We start from the raw sequence: 17,797 nt of genomic DNA on the forward strand, positions 1-17,797 counted from the left end.
CCGCGCACCGTGTCCGGCGCGTGCGTCACGCGTCCCGGCCGGGCAGCACCACCACATCCTCCGCGGCGAAGACGGCCCCGACCGTCGCGCCGACCTCCGGCGCGTCCCGGAGACCGCACTCCGCCTCCAGCCCCGGTCCGCCGTCGGGCCTGAGCAGCACGGCGACCCGGCTGCCCCGGAAGGTCCGGGCCTCAACGGTGCAGCGCAGCCCTTCCGCCGGGTCGACGAGGCGCACCCCGTCCGGCCGCACCAGCACCGTGTGCCCGCCCTGCGCGGAGTCCGGAGGCACGGGAATCTTGCCCCACGCCGTGTCGGCGCTCTCGCCGCTCACTGTGGCCTCCACCACGTTGTCGAAGCCGAGGAACCTCGCCACGAACGCGGAGGCCGGCCGCTGCCACACCTCCAGCGGCGTGCCTGTCTGCTCGATCCGCCCGTCCCGCATCACCACGACCCGGTCGGCGAGCGCGAAAGCCTCGCCCTGGTCATGGGTGACGGCGAGCACGGTCGTACCGAGCCGTCCGAAAAGTGCCCGCAGTTCGACGACGAGCCGCTCACGCAGACTCCGGTCGAGCTGGCCGAGCGGCTCGTCCAGCATCAGCAGCCGGGGCCTGGGCGCGAGCGCCCGTGCCAGAGCGACGCGCTGCTGCTCGCCGCCGGACAGCGCGGCCACGGCCCGCCGTCCGGCGCCGGGCAGTCCGACGAGTTCGAGCAACTCCTCGGTACGGCCGCGCAGTTCGTCGCGCGACACGCCGCGCATCCGCAGTCCGAACGCGACATTGCCGGCCACGTCACGCTGCGGGAAGAGCTGATGGTCCTGGAACATCAGCCCGACCCCGCGCCGGTGCGCCGGCACACCCGCCTGGTCGGCGCCGTCGAGCAGTACGCGTCCGCCGTCCGGCGGCCGCAGCCCGGCGACCACTCGCAGCAGCGTCGACTTGCCGCTGCCGCTGGGCCCCAGCACACAGACGATCTCGTGCTCGGCGATCGTGAGGTCCACCGCGTCGAGGGCCCTCCGGTCACCGAACCGTACGGTCACGTCCGCCAAGGTCAGCAAGGCCATCAGAACTCCCCGGAACGGTCGGTACGGATACGTTCGAGCGCCAGCAGCGACACCGCGCACACCACCATCAGCACGGTGCTCAGTGCCATCGCCTGGCCGTAGTTGAGCTCACCGGGCCGTCCCAGCAGCCGTGCCACGGCGACCGGGAGGGTCGGCCGGTCCGGTCGCGCGATGAAGACCGTCGCTCCGAATTCGCCCAGGGACACGGCGAAGGCGAAACCGGCGGCCACCAGCGACGCCCGCCGCACCAGCGGCAGATCGACCTCCCGCCAGGCGCGCAGCGGTGACGCGCCGAGGACCGCGGCCGCCTCACGCAGCCGTCCGTCCACCGCGCGCAGCACCGGCAGCATGGTCCGTACGACAAAAGGGACCCCGACCAGCGCCTGGGCGAGCGGCACCAGGATCCAGGAGGCCCGCAGATCCAGCGGAGGCTTGTCGAGTGTGATCAGGAAGCCGAAGCCGACGGTCACGGCGGACACACCGAGCGGAAGCATCAGCAGCGCGTCGAAACCGCGCACCAGCCGCCCGGCCCGGCGGGTCAGCGCGCCGGCGGCGAGTCCGCCGACCAGCAGCGCGACGGCCGTCGCGACCAGCGCGTACCGCAGGGAGTTCCACACCGCTTCCAGCGGAGGTACGAGAAATGTGCCGCCGCTCGCCTCCACCGACCCGAGCGCCCGGTAGAAGGCGAAGCCGTACCCTCCGGGACCGTCCAGGGACCGCTCCACCAGCACCGCGAGAGGCAGCAGGATCAGCACCAGCACGGTGGCGAGGACGCCGCCGAGCAGCGTCCACTGTCCGGCGCCGCGCGGCCGGCTCGCGGTCCCCGCCGGATCGACCAGCTTCAGCGCGGTCTCGCGTCTGCGCACGGTCCACGCGTGCACCGCCAGGATCGCGCCGACCGCGGCGAACTGCACCAGCGTCAGCACCGCCGCCGTCGGCAGGTCGAGCAACTGCGCCGTCTGCCGGTAGATCTCCACCTCCAGAGTGGAGTAGGCGGGGCCGCCCAGGATCTGTACGACTCCGAAGGAGGTGAAGGTGAAGAGGAAGACCATCAGCGCGGCGGCCGCGACGGCGGGAGCGAGCGCGGGCAGCGTCACCCGCCACCAGGCCGCGAGCCGTCCCGCGCCCAGGACCCGCGCGGCCTCCTCCTGGCGCGGATCGAGCTGCGCCCACAGACCGCCCACCGTCCGTACGACCACCGCGTAGTTGAAGAAGACATGCGCGAGGAGGATCGCCCAGACCGTGGTGTCGAGCCGCACGCTCCACAGCCGGTCGAGCAGTCCGCCGCGTCCGAGGAGCGCCAGGAAGGCCGTGCCGGCGACCACGGTCGGCAGGACGAACGGCACGGTGACCACCGCGCGCAGCACCTGCTTGCCCGGGAACTCGAAACGCGCGAAGACAAAGGCGCCGGGCAGCGCGATCAGCAGGGTGAGCGCGGTGGAGGCGAACGCCTGCCAGGTGGTGAACCACAGGACGTCGAGGATGTCCGGCCGGCTCAGCACCTCGCCGATCCGGCCGAACCGCCAGGCTCCGTCCGCCCGCAGACCGCGACCGACGATCGCGGCCACCGGATAGGCGAAGAAGACGGCGAAGAACGCGACGGGCACGGCCATCAGGCCGAGCCGCACCGCGTTCCCACGCCCGGCGGTCCGCCGTCCCGCCGTTACTTCACTACGAGTGAGGACCACGACTGGATCCACTGCTCACGGTTGGCGGCGATCCGGTCGGGAGCCACGGTCTCCGGCTTGGCGACGGTCGCGCCGAACTCGGTGAACAGCTTCGGCAGTCCGACGCTCTTCACCACCGGGTTCACGAACATGTTCAGCGGCATGTCCGCCTGGAACCGGTCACTGATCAGGAAGTCCAGCAGAGCCTTGCCGCCGGCCTCGTTCTTCGCGCCGTCGAGCAGTCCCGCGAACTCGATCTGCCGGAAGCAGGTTTCGGTGGAGACGCCGGTCGGTGCCTCCTTGGGCTGCGGCTCGGCGTACAGCACCTCGGCCGGCGGGCTGGAGGCGTACGAGACGACGAGCGGCCGGTCCGCCTTGGCCTTCTTGCCGCCGGCGGAGCCGGAGAACTCCTCGTTGTAGGCCTGCTCCCAGCTGTCGACGACCCGGACGCCGTTGGCCTTGAGCTTCTTCCAGTAGTCCTGCCAGCCGTCGTCGCCGTACCGAGCGACGGAGCCGAGGAGGAAGCCGAGACCGGGTGAGGACGTCGCGGCGTTCTCGGTGACGAGCAGGTCCTTGTACGCGGGCTTGACCAGATCGTCGAAGGACGTCGGCGGTGCGAGCTTCTTGTCGGCGAAGTACTTCTTGTCGTAGTTGACGCAGAGGTCGCCGGTGTCGATCGGAGTGACGCGGTTCTTTCCCTGGTCGAGCCGTGTGCCCGCGTCGACCCGGTCCAGGCCCTTCGCCTCGTACGGCGTGAACAGACCGTTGTCGAGAGCGCGCGAGAGCAGGGTGTTGTCCACGCCGAAGAAGACATCACCCTGCGGCGAACCCTTCGTCAGGATCTCCTTGTTGAGGGCCTCGCCGGCGTCTCCGCTCTTCAGCACCTTGACCGTGTAGCCGGTCTCCTGCGTGAACGCCTTCAGCACGTCGGGCGAGGCGGTGAACGAGTCATGGCTGACGAGCGTGACGGTCTTGGACGCCGAGCCGCCGCTGCCGCCGCTGTCGGACGGCTCGGAGCCGCCGCAGGCACCGAGCGCCGCGACGCCGAGCGCGGCGGCGAGCGCCGCGACCGCGGTCTTCCTGATGGTGGTCACTGGATTTCCTCCTGGGGTGTCCAGGAGAAGACGCGGCCCTGCCCGGAGTCCGGACGGGCCGGACCCCGGGCAGGGCGCAACAGCTTGAGTGATGTCCGAACTTCCTACCCAGAATGACCTGGGCAAGGTCCAGAGGGTCTGCGGCCGCTGCCCGTTGACACCGGACATGTGCCGCACTCTCAGCGCTGTGGCGCTCCCCTGTCGGAATATGTGATGTTTTCGAGCTCAGCGTACAGGGCGGCTTTTCGGACACCCGGTTCACCTCCCGGGTGCCTTCCCGCGCGCTGCTCGCGCCGCTACCGCTCCGACGCCGCGAGCTGTCCGCACGCTCCGTCGATCTCCTGGCCACGGGTGTCCCGTACGGTCACCGGCACTCCGTGGGCCGCGATCGCCTCCACGAACGCCTTCTCGTCCTCGGGGCGCGACGCCGTCCACTTCGATCCCGGAGTCGGGTTGAGCGGGATCAGATTGACGTGCACCCGCTTGCCCTTGAGGAGCCTGCCGAGGCGGTCGCCGCGCCAGGCCTGGTCGTTGATGTCCCGGATCAGCGCGTACTCGATGGAGACACGGCGGCCGGACTTCTCCGCGTACTCCCAGGCGGCGTCCAGCACCTCGCGGACCTTCCAGCGGGTGTTGACGGGGACAAGGGTGTCGCGCAGCTCGTCGTCCGGTGCGTGCAGGGACACGGCGAGCCGGCACTTGAAGCCCTCGTCGGCGAAGCGCAGCATCGCCGGCACCAGGCCGACCGTCGAGACGGTGATGCCGCGCTGCGAGATTCCGAGGCCGTCCGGCTCGGGGTCGGTCAGCCGGCGGATCGCTCCGACCACGCGGTTGTAGTTGGCGAGCGGCTCGCCCATGCCCATGAAGACGATGTTGGAGAGCCGCGAAGGACCGCCGGGGACCTCGCCGTCGCGCAGGGCGCGCATGCCGTCGACGATCTGGTGCACGATCTCGGCGGTGGACAGATTGCGGTCCAGGCCGGCCTGTCCGGTCGCGCAGAACGGGCAGTTCATCCCGCAGCCCGCCTGTGACGAGACGCACATGGTGACGCGGTCCGGATAGCGCATCAGCACGGACTCGACGAGGGTGCCGTCGTGCAGCCGCCAGAGCGTCTTACGCGTGGTGTCGTCGTCGCAGGAGATGTGCCGGACCACCGACATCAGATCGGGCAGCAGCTCCGTCGCGAGCTTCTGGCGGGAGGCGGCCGGGATGTCGGTCCACTGCTCGGGGTCGTGTATGTAGCGCGCGAAGTAGTGCTGCGACAACTGCTTGGCGCGGAACCCCTTCTCGCCGATCGCGGTGACCGCTTCGCGGCGCTCGGCCGGCGTCATGTCGGCGAGGTGCCGCGGCGGCTTCTTGGCACCACGCGGCGCGGCAAAGGTGAGTTCTCCCGGAGTCGGCGGGGCCATGTGTGAAATCTCCTCGGTACGGCGAGGCCGGGCCATCCCCGCTGGCGCGGAGAGAACGACACGACAATGCCGGTGCCGGGAGACCTCACGGGATCAGCCCCGCAGTCGCGGGAGTGAAGGGGCTCGCCACCGGTGGGCGGCGAGCCCTTCCAGAGTACCCGTGCCGTTCAGCCCGTACCGACGAAGATCACCAGCAGTAGCCAGACCACCGGTGCGGTGGGCAGCAGGGAGTCGAGCCGGTCCATGATGCCGCCGTGGCCCGGCAGCAGCGTGCCCATGTCCTTGATGCCGAGATCCCGCTTGATCATGGACTCGCCGAGATCACCGAGGGTGGCGCTGGCCGCGACGGCCAGACCGAGCACCAGGCCCTGCCACCAGATCCCGTCGTCGATGATGAACTGCATACACAGCGCGCCGGCCGCCATGGCGAAGACCACGGCACCGAGCAGGCCCTCCCGCGTCTTGCCGGGGCTGATGCGCGGCGCGAGCTTGTGGGTGCCGAAGCGCCAGCCCACCGCGTACGCGCCCGTGTCGCTGACGACGGTCAGCACCAGGAACATCAGCACCCGTCGCGGGCCGTCGTCCGCCGTGAGCATCATCGCGACGAAGGTGGCCAGGAACGGCACGTAGAACGCGGCGAAGACGCCCGCGGTGACATCCCTGAGATAGCCCTCGGGAGGTTCGGTCATCCGCCAGACCAGCACCGCGAGCGCGGTCAGGGCCATCGCGACCCACGCGCCCTCGGCGCCGCGCACATAGCCGGCGACGACCATCGCGGCACCGCCGACGGCCAGCGGCACGAGCGGCGCCTTGATGCCCTTCTTCTCGTCGAGCCTGGACGTCAGCTCCCACAGCCCGACGACCACGGCCACCGCTATGACGCCGATGAACACGGCCTTGACGATGAAGAGCGACGCCACGACGACGGCGCCGAGCCCGAGACCCACTCCTATGGCCGCACGCAGATCACGGCCGGCCCGCTTCTTCTGCGGCGGCGGTGGAGGTGCGGCCATGGGCTCCTGCGGAATCTTGTCGCGGAACTGGGGGCCCTCCGGCCGAGCAGCCCCCCGTTCGTCATCCTGGTCCCCGCCGTTCGCGGGTCCGTCGGGCACGATGGGCATGGGCCGAGTCTGCTGTGCGGGGTGCTCATCGTATGCGGGACCCGCCGGGGCAGCCCCCTGCTCGGGCGGCCAGTAACCGGCTGTCGCCGGGGCCCGCCAGGAAGAGTCGTTCATCAGACTTCGAGCAGCTCGGCTTCCTTGTGCTTGAGCAGCTCGTCGACCTGCGCGACATACTTCGCGGTGGTGTCGTCGAGCTCCTTCTCGGCGCGGCGTCCCTCGTCCTCGCCCACCTCGCCGTCCTTGACCAGCTTGTCGATGGTCTCCTTGGCCTTGCGGCGGACGGCGCGGATCGAGATCTTGGAGTCCTCCGCCTTGGTCTTGGCGACCTTGATGAACTCCTTGCGGCGGTCCTGCGTCAGCTCGGGGAACACCACCCGGATGATATTGCCGTCGTTGCTCGGGTTGACACCGAGGTCGGAGTCACGGATCGCCTGCTCGATATTGCGCAGCGCGCTCTTGTCGAACGGGGTCACCACCGCCATCCGCGCCTCGGGCACGGCGAACGACGCCAGCTGGTTGATCGGGGTCATCGCGCCGTAGTAGTCCGCCGCGATCTTGTTGAACATCGCCGGGTGGGCCCGGCCGGTGCGGATCGCGGCGAAGTCGTCTTTGGCGACCAGGACGGCCTTCTCCATCTTCTCCTCGGCCTCGAGGAGGGTCTCTTCGATCACCACTTGCTCCTGCGTGTCTTGAGTGGGCCCGGCCTGCTGCCGGTCCGGCGGAACCTGCGTCGCGTCTTGTCCTGCACGGTGTCCGACCGGCAGGGCTTTGTCCATCCCCGTGCGGGGCCGACCCGGATCAGGTCCGGGTGCCCTGGTCGCTCACGAGCGTGCCGATCTTCTCACCCTTGACCGCGCGCGCGATATTGCCCTCGGTGAGCAATTCGAAGACGAGGATCGGCAGCTTGTTGTCCTGGCACAGCGTGATGGCGGTCATGTCCGCGACGCGCAGATCGCCGGCGATGACCTCGCTGTACTCCAGTGCGTCGAACTTGACCGCGGCCGGGTTGGTCTTGGGATCGGAGTCGTACACCCCGTCCACACCGTTCTTCCCCATCAGCAGGGCCTCGGCGTCGATCTCCAGGGCGCGCTGGGCGGCGGTGGTGTCGGTGGAGAAGTACGGCATGCCCATACCGGCGCCGAAGATGACGACGCGGCCCTTCTCCAGGTGGCGCACGGCGCGCAGCGGGATATACGGCTCCGCGACCTGCCCCATGGTGATGGCGGTCTGGACGCGGGAGTCGATCCCCTCCTTCTCCAGGAAGTCCTGGAGCGCCAGACAGTTCATGACCGTACCGAGCATGCCCATGTAGTCGGAGCGGGCCCGGTCCATGCCGCGCTGCTGGAGTTCGGCGCCGCGGAAGAAGTTGCCACCGCCGATGACGACCGCGATCTGGGCACCGTCCCTGACGACGGCGGCGATCTCGCGGGCGACCGCGTGTACGACGTCGGGATCGACGCCGAGCGCTCCCCGGCCGGCGAACGCCTCACCGGACAGTTTCAGCATGAAGCGTCCGGCCTTTTTGCCGGGGTCGCTCTTGTCGTCCTTGTCATCGGGGGACTGGATGGCGTCCGCGCCCTTGTTCATGGGGATCTCCTCGTGCACATACGAAGAAGGCCATTGCCGGTGGGTGTGTGTATCCCTAGCGGCAATGGCCTCCTCGTCAGATCTGCGGTCGTCCGGCGCGTACTCGTCCGGCGACTGTCCCCGACCCTAGCGGGGTCCGCCGTCGTGCGTGTACGACTGCGCTGACGGTCAGGCGCCGACGCGGATGCGCGCGAAGCGCTTCAGCGTGACACCGGCCTCGTCCAGAATCTTCTTGACGGTCTTCTTGTTGTCCTTGGCGAACGGCTGGTCGAGGAGGGTGACCTCCTTGAAGAAGCCGTTGACGCGACCCTCGACGATCTTCGGCAGGGCGGCCTCGGGCTTGCCCTCCTCGCGCGAGGTGGCCTCGGCGACACGGCGCTCGTTCTCGACGATGTCGGCCGGGACGTCCTCACGGCTGAGGTACGCCGGCGCGAAAGCGGCGATGTGCTGCGCGATGTCCTTGGCGACCTCGGCGTTCTCCTTGTCCAGCTCGACCAGCACGCCGACCTGCGGCGGAAGGTCGGGCATGGTGCGGTGCATATAGGCGGCCACGAAGCCGCCGTCCGCGGGGAACTGCGCGAAGCGGTCCAGGACGATCTTCTCGCCGAGGTTGGCGTTGGCCTCGTCGACGTACGCCTGGACGGTCTTGCCGGCCTCGATCTCGGACGCGAGCAGGGCGTCCAGGTCGGCCGGGGCGGTCGCGGCGACATGGCCGGCGAGCGCGGTGGCGACGGCCTGGAACTTGTCACCCTTGGCGACGAAGTCCGTCTCGCACTTCAGCTCCAGCAGCACACCGGAGGTGTGGTCGTCGGCGATGAGGGAGACCACGGCGCCGTTCTCGGCGTTGCGGCCCTCACGCTTGGCGACACCCTTCTGGCCCTTGACGCGGAGCAGCTCGACGGCCTTGTCGACATTGCCGTCGGCCTCGTCCAGGGCCTTCTTGCAGTCCATCATGCCGGCGCCGGTGAGCTCGCGGAGCTTCTTGACGTCAGCGGCGGTGTAGTTCGCCATGTCTGTGAGTCTCTCTCGGAAGTCGAAGATCTACGGGTGGACGGCGGGGACCGGAGCCCCCGCCGTCATCATCCGAACCTGTGAGGTCAGGCCTGCTCGGCGTCCGCGGCCGGGGCAGCGGTCTCGGCCGGCGCGGCGGCCTCGTCGACCTGCTCCGCGTCGGCGACCTTCTCCGTCTCGGCGGAGGTCTGCACGTCGGCCTCGGCGGCGACGGCCTCGGCGGGCTTCTCGGCGTCGTCCTTCTTCTCGCCTTCGAGCAGGTCGCGCTCCCACTCGGCGAGCGGCTCGCCGGCGGCCTTCTCGCCCGGCTTCGAGTCACCGGTGGCGACACCGGAACGGGCGATGAGGCCCTCGGCGACGGCGTCGGCGATCACACGGGTGAGCAGGGTGACGGAGCGGATCGCGTCGTCGTTGCCCGGAATCTTGTAGTCGACCTCGTCGGGGTCGCAGTTGGTGTCGAGGATCGCGACGACCGGGATGTGGAGCTTGCGCGCCTCACCGACGGCGATGTGCTCCTTCTTGGTGTCGACGATCCAGACGGCGCTGGGCACCTTCTGCATCTCGCGGATACCACCGAGGGTCTTCTCCAGCTTGGCCTTCTCGCGGGAGAGGACCAGGAGCTCCTTCTTGGTGAGGCCGGAGGCGGCCACGTCCTCGAAGTCGATCTGCTCAAGCTCCTTCAGACGCTGAAGGCGCTTGTAGACGGTGGAGAAGTTGGTGAGCATGCCGCCCAGCCAGCGCTGGTTGACGTAGGGCATGCCCACGCGCGTCGCCTGCTCGGCGATGGCCTCCTGGGCCTGCTTCTTCGTACCGACGAACATGATGGAGCCGCCGTGGGCGACGGTCTCCTTGACGAACTCGTAGGCGCGGTCGATGTACGACAGCGACTGGAGCAGGTCGATGATGTAGATGCCGTTGCGCTCCGTGAAGATGAAGCGCTTCATCTTCGGGTTCCAACGACGGGTCTGGTGACCGAAGTGGACGCCGCTCTCCAGCAGCTCCCGCATCGTGACGACGGCCATGGCCGTGCTCCTCGGTGTACTCGGTTGTCGCGTCCGCCGGACGGCGGTCGCGCCTGACGCCCCGACCGCGCTGTGCCACGAAGGACCGAGAAGCGCTGACACCGGCACGAAGAGGCCGATGACGGGGCGTGCGAAGTCGACCCGGTGACCCGGATCGCCACAAGAAGTGTACGGGACCTTCGCACCCCCGGGTGACGGCGCTGTCCACAACCGGTCAGTACTCCACAGAACCAGAGCATGATCAGCGCGGTTGAGTCCCGCTGGGAGACGGTGGCGTCATGATCACTGTCCGTTCGCTGTTCCGGCGCACCGGAACGTATGTCGTCGTACCCGCCATGGCCGCGACCGTTGCCGTGGCCGTGCTGTGTGTCGTCGTGTCCGCCTCCCGGGCCGCCGGAGCGCCGGCCGACGCGGGCGGCCGGGCCTGGCCGGTCGGCTCGCGTCCCTCGGTGGTGCGGGGCTGGGATCCGCCGGCCACGCCGTACGGCCCCGGTCACCGCGGTGTGGACCTCGCCGCTGCGCCGGGCGCGCCGGTGCGGGCGGCCGCCGCCGGCCGGGTGTCCTTCGCGGGCCGGGTGGGTAGCAAAGGGGTGCTGTCGATCACGCTGCCAGGCACGGACACTCCGCCGCTGCGAACGACATACGAACCGGTGGAACCGCTGGTCGACGCGGGCGCGGAGGTGGCCGCCGGGCAAGTGGTGGCCACGCTGGCGGCCGGCCCGTCCGCTGCCGCGTCCCACTGCCCGGTGGGCTGTCTGCACTGGGGGCTGCTGCGCGGCGACGTCTATCTGAACCCGCTGTCGCTGCTGCCCGCGGAGCTGCTCCGCCGGGGCCCGTCCCGGCTGCTGCCGGTCTTCGGTGTACCGGAACCGGGCACGGCCGCTCCGGCGCCGGTGGTCCGGCCGGTGCCACCGGCCGGCGCGTCAACGGCGGCGTTGCCCGCGCTGACAGGCGCCCTGCACACGGCGGCCCTGCTGGCGATGGCGGTCTGGGCCCGCCGGACGAGGCGCCGAAGGATCCCCGACGATCCTCGGTGGTTCCCGCGTCGGCGCCTCGTCAGGCGAGGTACGGAGTCGGAGTCCGGCGGCTTGGGCGGACTTGCGGGGCTCAGCCCCGTACGCCGCGCAGCGCCATGGACACGGCGGCCTCGGCGATCTCCGCCGGATCCTCGGCCGCGCCCAGTTCGATACGGCGGACCGCCGCGTCGACGACGCCCTGAAGGAGCATCGCGGCCAGCCTCGGCCGCTGGTGGCCCAGTTCGGCGAGGGCGTCCACGATCATGGCGATCAGTCCGCCGTGCGCGGCGCGGATCTTCTCGCGGGCGCCGCCGTCCAGTTCACTCGCGGAGATGGCGACGACCGCGCGGTGCCGCCGGTCTCCGACCAGCGCGAGCTGCTGCCGTACATACGCCTCGATCCGGGCCTCCGGCGTATCGGCACCGGCCATGGCGGCCTCCACCTCCGCCGCCCAGACCGGGAAGTCGACGGCGCACAGTTCCTCGACGACCGCGGCGCGCGAGCGGAAGTATTCATAGACCGAGGATCTGGCGAGGCCCGTCCGCTCGGCGAGAGCGGGGAAGGTCAGCGCTTCCGTACCGCCTTCGGACAGGAGGGAGCGTGCGGCGTCCAGCAGGGCGCCGCGCTGCATGGTCCGGTGCTCGGCCACGGAGGCCGCTCGAATCCTGGGCACGGCTCCACTCTACGGATGCGGTGGAGGCGACACGGCGTCACCGTCCGACGTCGGCCAGCTTGGCCCGCAGTTGCAGGACGGACTTCGTGTGGATCTGGCTGACCCGGCTTTCGGTCACCCCGAGAACATGGCCGATCTCCGCGAGGGTGAGGCCCTCGTAGTAGTACAGCGTGACGACGGTCTTCTCGCGGTCGGGAAGCGTGTTGATCGCGCGCGCCAGCAGCCGCCGCAGCTCCCGGTCCTCGGCCACCTCCACCGGATCGTCGGCGGCGGTGTCCTCCAGCGTGTCCATCAGGCTGAGCCGGTCGCCGCCCTCGCCGCCGACATGCAGCAGCTCCTCCAGCGCCACGACGTTCGCCAGGGACAACTGGCTGAAAACCGCGTGCAGTTCCTCCAGCGCGATCCCCATCTCGGCGGCGACCTCCGTCTCGGAGGGCGTGCGCCTGAGCTGCGCCTCCAGCGTGGCGTAGGCACGCTCCACGGCCCGCGCCTTCTGCCGTACGGAGCGCGGGATCCAGTCCAGGGCCCTGAGTTCGTCGATCATCGCGCCGCGGATACGGGTGATCGCGTATGTCTCGAACTTGATCGACCGCTCGATGTCGAACTTCTCGATCGCGTCGATCAGTCCGAAGACCCCGGAGGAGACGAAGTCCGCCTGCTCGACATTGGACGGCAGTCCCACACTCACCCGGCCGGCGACGTACTTCACCAGTGGTGAGTAGTGCAGGATCAACTGCTCTCGCAGCCGCTCGTCGCCCGTGGTCTTGTACGACCGCCACAACTCGTCGAGTGTCGAGGGCGCGGGGGGCCGCATGGCGCCCCGGGCAGCGGGGGGCGCAGCCGCGCGGTCAGACCCGGAGGTGTGCTGGGGCATGCGTTGCCTTGAGCCGTTCTGCCGTGAAGTGCGGGGGATGTCTGTGTGGGCCGGAATCCACGTGAGCGTAGCGTGACTGCGGAGTCGCGGTACCCGCAGAACAGGCGCCCGTGCCTGCCGGAGTGGGCACCGCCGGGCACACCTTCGGTCCGGGGCCGACGCCAATGACGTCGGCCCCCCGGGTGTCGCCGGTAGGAATGCGTGGACCATCGCCCACACCTTTTCACCCGAATGCTCCAGGTCAAGTACCGCCTCGCCGCGCCGCGGCCTACGGTGTCGCCCGAGGGACCGGCCGCCACACGTCGCCGTGCCGTGCGACAAACCCCAGCGAGTGAAGCTCGTACAGCCTGCCAAGCGTCTCGTCGGCGGTCAGGCCGGCCTCCCGCGCGATCGCCTTCCCGTCGGCGGCGCCCCGGGCCGGCAGCGCGTCCAGCACCCGCGCGCTGACGGGATCGAGCAGATCCCTGGGCAGTACGGGTCCGCGGCGGAGAGGAGCGAGGTCACCGATGTCGCCGACCAGTTCGACCACTTCGTCGGCATCCGTGACCAGCACTCCCTCACCGCGCAGCAGTTCGTGCACGCCTGCCGAGAGCCCGCTGGTGGCCGGTCCTGGCACACCCATGGTGAAGCGGCCGAGCCGCTGGGCGCCGCGCGCCGTGGCCAGTGATCCGCTGCGGTACTGCGCCTCCACGACGACGGTGCCTCTGGTGAGTGCGGCGATCACTCGGTTGCGCAGGACGAACCTGCCACGGGTGGGATGATCACCCGGCGGCAGCTCACCGATGACCAGTCCCTGTTCGGCGATGCGTCCGATCAACTCGGCGTGACCACGGGGATAGGCGACGTCGACGCCGCAGGCGAGCACGGCGACGGTGGCGCCGCCCGCCGCCAGCGCGCCCCGGTGCGCCGAGCCGTCGACCCCGAACGCGGCGCCGGACGTCACCACCCAGCCGCGTTCGGCGAGGCCCGCGCCGAGACTCGCCGCCATATGTGCCCCGTACGGGGTACACGCCCGGGCGCCGACGACGGCGACGGAGCGCAGCGACCAGATCCGCAGGTCCGGCCGGCCCCGCACCCAGAGTCCGACGGGTCCGGCCGACCCCAGGTCGTCGAGCTGGCTGGGCCACTCCGCGTCTCCGGGGCAGACGAACCGGCCGCCGAGCGCGGCCACCACCGAGAGATCACGCTCGGGGACGGCGGCCGCGGCGCGAAGCCGATAGCCGCCGAGCCGCTGCTCACCGGCTCCTGTGAGCTGATCCCGCTCGTCGTCCCGCGAGGTGAGGCGAGCCAGTAGTCCGACCGCGCCGAACTCCCGCAGCCACCGCCCGCCGCGCTCGTCTCCCGGCTCGAACACCCGGGTGAGCGCGGCGCGCGCCAGTCGCTCCCGCTCGCCGACGCCGGACGTCATGACACGCCTCCGGCGGCGGCCGTCGCGCCCCGGGAGATGCCGGTCCGCAACTCCAGCGCCAGATCGACGTCGCGTGCCTCCGGCCGGTCGCGCCCGGCGAGATCCGCGGCCGTCCAGGCCACTCGCAGCACCCGGTCCAGGCCGCGGGCGGTGAGCATGCCTCGTTCCAGATCGTGTTCCGCGGCGGCGAGCGCACCGGGTGCGGCGAGCCAGCGGGTACGCAGCTCATGGCCGGGCACCTCGCTGTTCACCGACCACGGTGTCCCCTCCAGCCGGGCCGCCGAGCGCGCTCTGGCCTCCCGCACGCGCGCGGCGACGGTCGCCGTGGACTCGCTTCCGCCGCCCTGTCCCATCAGATCGGTGCGGTGGACGGGCCGCACCTCGACCCGTAGATCGACCCGGTCGAGCAGCGGCCCGGACAGCCGCGACTGATAGCGGCGGATCACTGACGGCGGACACTCACACCCCGCGCCCTGCAGCGTGTGCCGTCCGCACGGGCAGGGATTGGCCGCCAGGATCATCAGGAAGCGGGCCGGCAGCCGCACCACTCCCGCGCTGCGCGCCACCACCACATGGCCCGACTCCAGCGGCTGCCGCAGCGCGTCCAGGGCCCGTCCGGAGAACTCAGGAGCCTCATCCAGAAAGAGCACGCCGTGGTGGGCCAGCGACACCGCGCCCGGTCTCGGCAGGCCGTTCCCGCCGCCGACCAGTGACTGCATGGTCGCCGAGTGGTGCGGTGCGCAGTACGGCGCGGCGCGGACGAGCGGCTCACCGGGCGGCAGTGTGCCCGCCACCGAGTGCACCGCGGTGACCTCCAGGGATTCCTGTCTGGTCAGGGGCGGCAGAACCGCCGGCAGCCTTTCCGCCAGCATCGTCTTGCCCGCCCCCGGCGGCCCTTGCAGCAGCAGATGATGTCCGCCGGCGGCGGCCACCTCCAGGGCCGTGCGCGCCGCCGCCTGGCCCGCCACGTCGGCCAGGTCGGGCCGGTGTCCGCCGCCGTCCCGGCCGCCACCGGCAAGGCCCGTGCTCACTCCCGCGCCCGGCACCATCAGACCGGCCAGCGTCGCGTCGGGACGTCCCTGTCCGAGCTCCCGCGGCTCCTCGGGCACCGGCTCACCGGCCAGTACGGCGATGAGCTGCCGCAGGCTCCGCACGCCGAGGACCGACACTCCGGGCACCAGGGACGCCTCGCCGGCCGTCTGCTCCGGGACGACAACCTGCCGGTAGCCGGCCTCGGCCGCGGCGAGCACCGCCGGCAGCACTCCGCGCACCGGCCGGACGCGCCCGTCCAGACCCAGCTCACCGATCAGCACCAGATCGGCGATCGCCGACGGGTCAATACGCTCCGCCGCTCCGAGCACGGCACTGGCCACGGCGAGATCGAATCCGCTGCCGCTCTTCGGTACGGAGGCGGGGCTCAGCCCCACCGTGAGTTTCTTCTGCGGCCACTCCGCGCCGGAATTGACCACCGCCGCCCTGACCCGGTCCCGGCTCTCCACCAGACTCTTGTCCGGCAGCCCCACCAGGGTGAAGGCGGCGACGCCTGGTTCCAGGTCCGCCTGGACCTCGACCACCACGCCCTCGACACCGACCAGCGCCACCGAACACGCGCGCGCGAAGCCCATCAGGCCACTCCTCGCGCGTGCTCGACCACGGGTCCGCCGCGAGCCGGCAGCACCACCCCGACCAGGTCGATGCGCACCCCTCCGGGAGGCGGTCCGCCATGCCGCTCCAGCCAGCAGGCGGCGAGCCGCCTCAGCCGGTCCGCCTTCGCCGGTGTGACCGCCGCCATCGGATGCTCGAACGCCCCGGTCCTGCGGGTCTTCACCTCGCACACCACGAGCACGTCCGCGCCCCGGACGTCACTGTCCCGGGCCACGATGTCGATCTCGCCGGTCCTGCCGCACCGCCAGTTCCGGGCCAGCACCGTCATCCCGGCCGCGGTCAGCTCCCGCGCCGCCAGCTCCTCGCCGTACCGTCCCAGCGCACCCGTCGCGTTCATCTCGGCACCACCTCCGGTACCGACTCTGACGCGACCGCCCGCAGCTAGTGGATCTTGGTGGACAACTCGGCGGTTGTGGATAACTCGGTCACCCTCCCGAGTAAGGCCCCGGACAGCGGCGCGGTGCGGCCGGGACCGGCCGCACCACCCGCGCCGTCATGCTCTTCAGCCCCCCGGGAGTTCGAGATCGCTCTTGTTCAGCTCCTCGATATTCACGTCCTTGAACGTGAGCACCCGCACTTGCTTGACGAACCTGGCCGGCCTGTACATGTCCCAGACCCACGCGTCCGCCATCGTGACCTCGAAAAAGACCTCGCCCTGTACCGAATGCACCTGCATCTCGTAATCGTTGGTGAGATAGAAGCGACGCTCGGTCTCGATCACGTATTTGAACAAACCGACGACATCGCGGTACTCCCGGTAGAGCTTCAGCTCCATCTCGGTCTCGTACTTCTCGAGGTCCTCGGCACTCATGGCATGTTCCCCTTCAGCCGTACGTCCCCCTATTGTGCTCCGGCCCCTCGCACCCCTAGACGATTTCGGGAGCGAGGACCACCGGCGCATCCGGAGGACCCTCGTCGAGCAGCGTGCGCAGCAGCTCGGCGAGCCTGGTCGGATACACCGTCTCACGCGCCGCCGACAGTTCGGCGGAGGTCCACCACCTCAGCCCCGCGACACTGCGCAGCTCCAGCTCGGTCAGCCCGCCGGGAGAGGCTTCGGTCTGTGTCGTACGTGCCAGGAAGTACCACTCGTCCTGGTGCCAGCGCCGTCCGTCGAACGGAAAGGAGCAGATCCGGCGCCACAGCACGGGCCCCAGTTCCACCTGTGTGATCCCGGTCTCCTCCGCCAGTTCGCGCAGCGCGGCCTCTTGTCTGCTCTCGTCGCCCTCCAGGCCGCCACCCGGTGTGAACCACCAGTCGTCCTCCGGGGCGCCGGGCTCGTGTCCGTGCAGCAGAAGGATGCGGTCGTCGGCGTCGAGCAGCACCACGCGCGCCACCTTTCGCGGCGCGTCCGCGGTGGATGCGGCGCCGGCTCGCGGCCCATCCTCACCAGGCGCGGACGGCGCGCTCTCAGCGGACACCGGCGGACACCCTTTCACCGGGCCGCGCGGCCCGGCGCCGCTTCGACACCAGCCCCGCGACCGGCCCGTAGGCCGCACCGCCCAGAATCAGCAGCGCCCCGGCCACCACGGAGCCGGCGAGCAGTTTCAGCGGCCCCGGTCCGGACACTCCGCCCGGCAGTGCCGCGAAGCCCTTCGGCCGGTCGACCAGGCCGCCCAGCGGCCAGGCGACGGCGTCGACGCGCGCGTCCACGGCCGAGCGCGGCACCGAGCCCTGACCGGGATCCTGGAGATGCAGGCGGGAGTCGAGCGAGGCGCCGCGCTCGTCACCGAGCAGGAAGAGCTGGTCCTCAGGCACCGTCGCGGAGAAGTCGTTCATGGAGGCGCGCCCGCCGATGGCCCCGCGCACATATGGTTCCTCGACCGCCTCACCGTTCACGGTGAGCCGGCCGTCCGTGTCACAGCAGGCGATCTTGTCGCCGCCGACCCCGACCACTCTCTTCACCATCGGCATGTTGCCCCACTGCGAGTCGGTGAAGACCACCACGTCCCCGCGCCGTGCCGCACCGCCGGATATCCGTTGCGCCAGAATCCGGTCCCCGGCCTTCACGGTGGGATCCATGGAGTTGGTCGGCACGGTGTACGGCCGGTACTCGACGGCTCCCCAGACGAAGCCTCCGAGGAAGAGCACACAGCCGACGGCCACGGCCAGCCCCGACAGCACATTGCCGAGCCGGCCGGGGCCGCCGTTCGTACGTCCGGTTCCGCTCATCCCAGCACTCTCCCGATCCGG

At 70.5% G+C, this 17,797-nt stretch carries 17 protein-coding genes, 1 pseudogene and 1 riboswitch; of the genes and pseudogenes, 1 reads left to right on the plus strand and 17 read right to left on the minus strand.

Features of this window, described 5'->3' with window-relative positions; all coding sequences use genetic code 11:
- Window positions 1-25 precede the first annotated feature (25 nt).
- The 9 genes from PV679_RS27830 to rpsB form a co-directional block, all read right to left on the minus strand.
- The gene (locus tag PV679_RS27830) at window positions 26-1,060 is read right to left on the minus strand and encodes an ABC transporter ATP-binding protein (protein WP_319683180.1); all 1,035 of its coding nucleotides are present in this window, start codon (window positions 1,058-1,060) and stop codon (window positions 26-28) included.
- Window positions 1,060-2,673, minus strand: coding sequence for an iron ABC transporter permease (locus PV679_RS27835; RefSeq protein WP_319683182.1), 1,614 nt, complete (start codon window positions 2,671-2,673; stop codon window positions 1,060-1,062). The genes PV679_RS27830 and PV679_RS27835 overlap by 1 nt, the downstream gene beginning before the upstream one ends.
- A 50-nt stretch (window positions 2,674-2,723) precedes the next feature.
- Entirely contained in the window at window positions 2,724-3,821 is a 1,098-nt protein-coding gene (locus PV679_RS27840; protein WP_319683183.1) for a thiamine ABC transporter substrate-binding protein, read from the minus strand.
- A gap of 83 nt (window positions 3,822-3,904) precedes the next feature.
- A riboswitch (TPP riboswitch) is annotated at window positions 3,905-4,031 on the minus strand.
- An 86-nt stretch (window positions 4,032-4,117) separates the two neighbouring features.
- Window positions 4,118-5,230, minus strand: coding sequence for a 23S rRNA (adenine(2503)-C(2))-methyltransferase RlmN (gene rlmN, locus PV679_RS27845; protein WP_319683185.1), 1,113 nt, complete (start codon window positions 5,228-5,230; stop codon window positions 4,118-4,120).
- 167 nt (window positions 5,231-5,397) lie between these two features.
- The gene (locus PV679_RS27850) at window positions 5,398-6,465 is read right to left on the minus strand and encodes a phosphatidate cytidylyltransferase (protein ID WP_319683187.1); all 1,068 of its coding nucleotides are present in this window, start codon (window positions 6,463-6,465) and stop codon (window positions 5,398-5,400) included.
- Entirely contained in the window at window positions 6,465-7,022 is a 558-nt protein-coding gene (frr, locus tag PV679_RS27855) for a ribosome recycling factor (RefSeq protein WP_319683188.1), read from the minus strand. The genes PV679_RS27850 and frr overlap by 1 nt, the downstream gene beginning before the upstream one ends.
- 127 nt (window positions 7,023-7,149) lie before the next feature.
- A complete protein-coding gene (pyrH, locus tag PV679_RS27860) occupies window positions 7,150-7,938 on the minus strand; it encodes a UMP kinase (protein ID WP_319683189.1) in 789 nt (262 codons plus the stop codon).
- A 168-nt stretch (window positions 7,939-8,106) separates the two neighbouring features.
- Window positions 8,107-8,949, minus strand: coding sequence for a translation elongation factor Ts (gene tsf, locus PV679_RS27865; RefSeq protein ID WP_319683190.1), 843 nt, complete (start codon window positions 8,947-8,949; stop codon window positions 8,107-8,109).
- 86 nt (window positions 8,950-9,035) lie between these two features.
- Window positions 9,036-9,971, minus strand: coding sequence for a 30S ribosomal protein S2 (gene rpsB / locus PV679_RS27870; RefSeq protein WP_319683191.1), 936 nt, complete (start codon window positions 9,969-9,971; stop codon window positions 9,036-9,038).
- A 335-nt stretch (window positions 9,972-10,306) separates the two neighbouring features.
- Between rpsB and PV679_RS27875 the strand changes: the two are divergent.
- Window positions 10,307-10,849, plus strand: a pseudogene (locus tag PV679_RS27875) (murein hydrolase activator EnvC family protein); the annotation flags it as partial.
- Between the two features lie 229 nt (window positions 10,850-11,078).
- Here the strand turns inward: PV679_RS27875 and PV679_RS27880 are convergent.
- From PV679_RS27880 to lepB, 8 genes are all read right to left on the minus strand, one after another.
- Window positions 11,079-11,618 (minus strand): TetR/AcrR family transcriptional regulator, encoded by a 540-nt coding sequence (locus tag PV679_RS27880; RefSeq protein ID WP_319683220.1) that lies wholly within the window; start codon window positions 11,616-11,618, stop codon window positions 11,079-11,081.
- A 79-nt stretch (window positions 11,619-11,697) separates the two neighbouring features.
- On the minus strand, window positions 11,698-12,534 hold the full coding sequence (gene whiG, locus PV679_RS27885; protein ID WP_319683192.1) for an RNA polymerase sigma factor WhiG: 837 nt from the start codon (window positions 12,532-12,534) through the stop codon (window positions 11,698-11,700).
- 268 nt (window positions 12,535-12,802) lie between these two features.
- Window positions 12,803-13,942 carry a DNA-processing protein DprA gene (gene dprA / locus PV679_RS27890; RefSeq protein ID WP_319683193.1) on the minus strand — a complete coding sequence of 380 codons (1,140 nt, stop codon included), beginning with the start codon at window positions 13,940-13,942 and terminating at the stop codon, window positions 12,803-12,805.
- Window positions 13,939-15,567 (minus strand): YifB family Mg chelatase-like AAA ATPase, encoded by a 1,629-nt coding sequence (locus PV679_RS27895; protein WP_319683194.1) that lies wholly within the window; start codon window positions 15,565-15,567, stop codon window positions 13,939-13,941. Before PV679_RS27895 ends, dprA begins: the two co-directional genes overlap by 4 nt.
- The gene (locus PV679_RS27900) at window positions 15,567-15,944 is read right to left on the minus strand and encodes a YraN family protein (protein WP_319683195.1); all 378 of its coding nucleotides are present in this window, start codon (window positions 15,942-15,944) and stop codon (window positions 15,567-15,569) included. The genes PV679_RS27895 and PV679_RS27900 overlap by 1 nt, the downstream gene beginning before the upstream one ends.
- 165 nt (window positions 15,945-16,109) lie before the next feature.
- Entirely contained in the window at window positions 16,110-16,418 is a 309-nt protein-coding gene (locus tag PV679_RS27905) for a DUF2469 domain-containing protein (RefSeq protein ID WP_014675276.1), read from the minus strand.
- Between the two features lie 55 nt (window positions 16,419-16,473).
- Window positions 16,474-17,025 (minus strand): NUDIX hydrolase, encoded by a 552-nt coding sequence (locus PV679_RS27910; RefSeq protein WP_416069818.1) that lies wholly within the window; start codon window positions 17,023-17,025, stop codon window positions 16,474-16,476.
- Window positions 17,015-17,776 (minus strand): signal peptidase I, encoded by a 762-nt coding sequence (gene lepB / locus PV679_RS27915; RefSeq protein WP_319683196.1) that lies wholly within the window; start codon window positions 17,774-17,776, stop codon window positions 17,015-17,017. The genes PV679_RS27910 and lepB overlap by 11 nt, the downstream gene beginning before the upstream one ends.
- Between the last annotated feature and the right edge of the window lie 21 nt (window positions 17,777-17,797).

Origin of the sequence: Streptomyces sp. AK02-01A (assembly GCF_033795305.1) — a bacterium.
Taxonomy (GTDB): Bacteria; Actinomycetota; Actinomycetes; order Streptomycetales; family Streptomycetaceae; genus Streptomyces.

Coding starts and splice junctions, on each gene's coding strand:
- PV679_RS27830 (WP_319683180.1), bottom strand. CDS start 1,060: ATGGCCTTGCTGACCTTGGCGGACGTGACCGTACGGTTCGGTGACCGG.
- PV679_RS27835 (WP_319683182.1), bottom strand. CDS start 2,673: ATGGCCGTGCCCGTCGCGTTCTTCGCCGTCTTCTTCGCCTATCCGGTG.
- rlmN (WP_319683185.1), bottom strand. CDS start 5,230: ATGGCCCCGCCGACTCCGGGAGAACTCACCTTTGCCGCGCCGCGTGGT.
- PV679_RS27850 (WP_319683187.1), bottom strand. CDS start 6,465: ATGAACGACTCTTCCTGGCGGGCCCCGGCGACAGCCGGTTACTGGCCG.
- pyrH (WP_319683189.1), bottom strand. CDS start 7,938: ATGAACAAGGGCGCGGACGCCATCCAGTCCCCCGATGACAAGGACGAC.
- tsf (WP_319683190.1), bottom strand. CDS start 8,949: ATGGCGAACTACACCGCCGCTGACGTCAAGAAGCTCCGCGAGCTCACC.
- rpsB (WP_319683191.1), bottom strand. CDS start 9,971: ATGGCCGTCGTCACGATGCGGGAGCTGCTGGAGAGCGGCGTCCACTTC.
- PV679_RS27880 (WP_319683220.1), bottom strand. CDS start 11,618: ATGCAGCGCGGCGCCCTGCTGGACGCCGCACGCTCCCTCCTGTCCGAA.
- whiG (WP_319683192.1), bottom strand. CDS start 12,534: ATGCCCCAGCACACCTCCGGGTCTGACCGCGCGGCTGCGCCCCCCGCT.
- dprA (WP_319683193.1), bottom strand. CDS start 13,942: ATGACGTCCGGCGTCGGCGAGCGGGAGCGACTGGCGCGCGCCGCGCTC.
- PV679_RS27895 (WP_319683194.1), bottom strand. CDS start 15,567: ATGGGCTTCGCGCGCGCGTGTTCGGTGGCGCTGGTCGGTGTCGAGGGC.
- PV679_RS27900 (WP_319683195.1), bottom strand. CDS start 15,944: ATGAACGCGACGGGTGCGCTGGGACGGTACGGCGAGGAGCTGGCGGCG.
- PV679_RS27905 (WP_014675276.1), bottom strand. CDS start 16,418: ATGAGTGCCGAGGACCTCGAGAAGTACGAGACCGAGATGGAGCTGAAG.
- lepB (WP_319683196.1), bottom strand. CDS start 17,776: ATGAGCGGAACCGGACGTACGAACGGCGGCCCCGGCCGGCTCGGCAAT.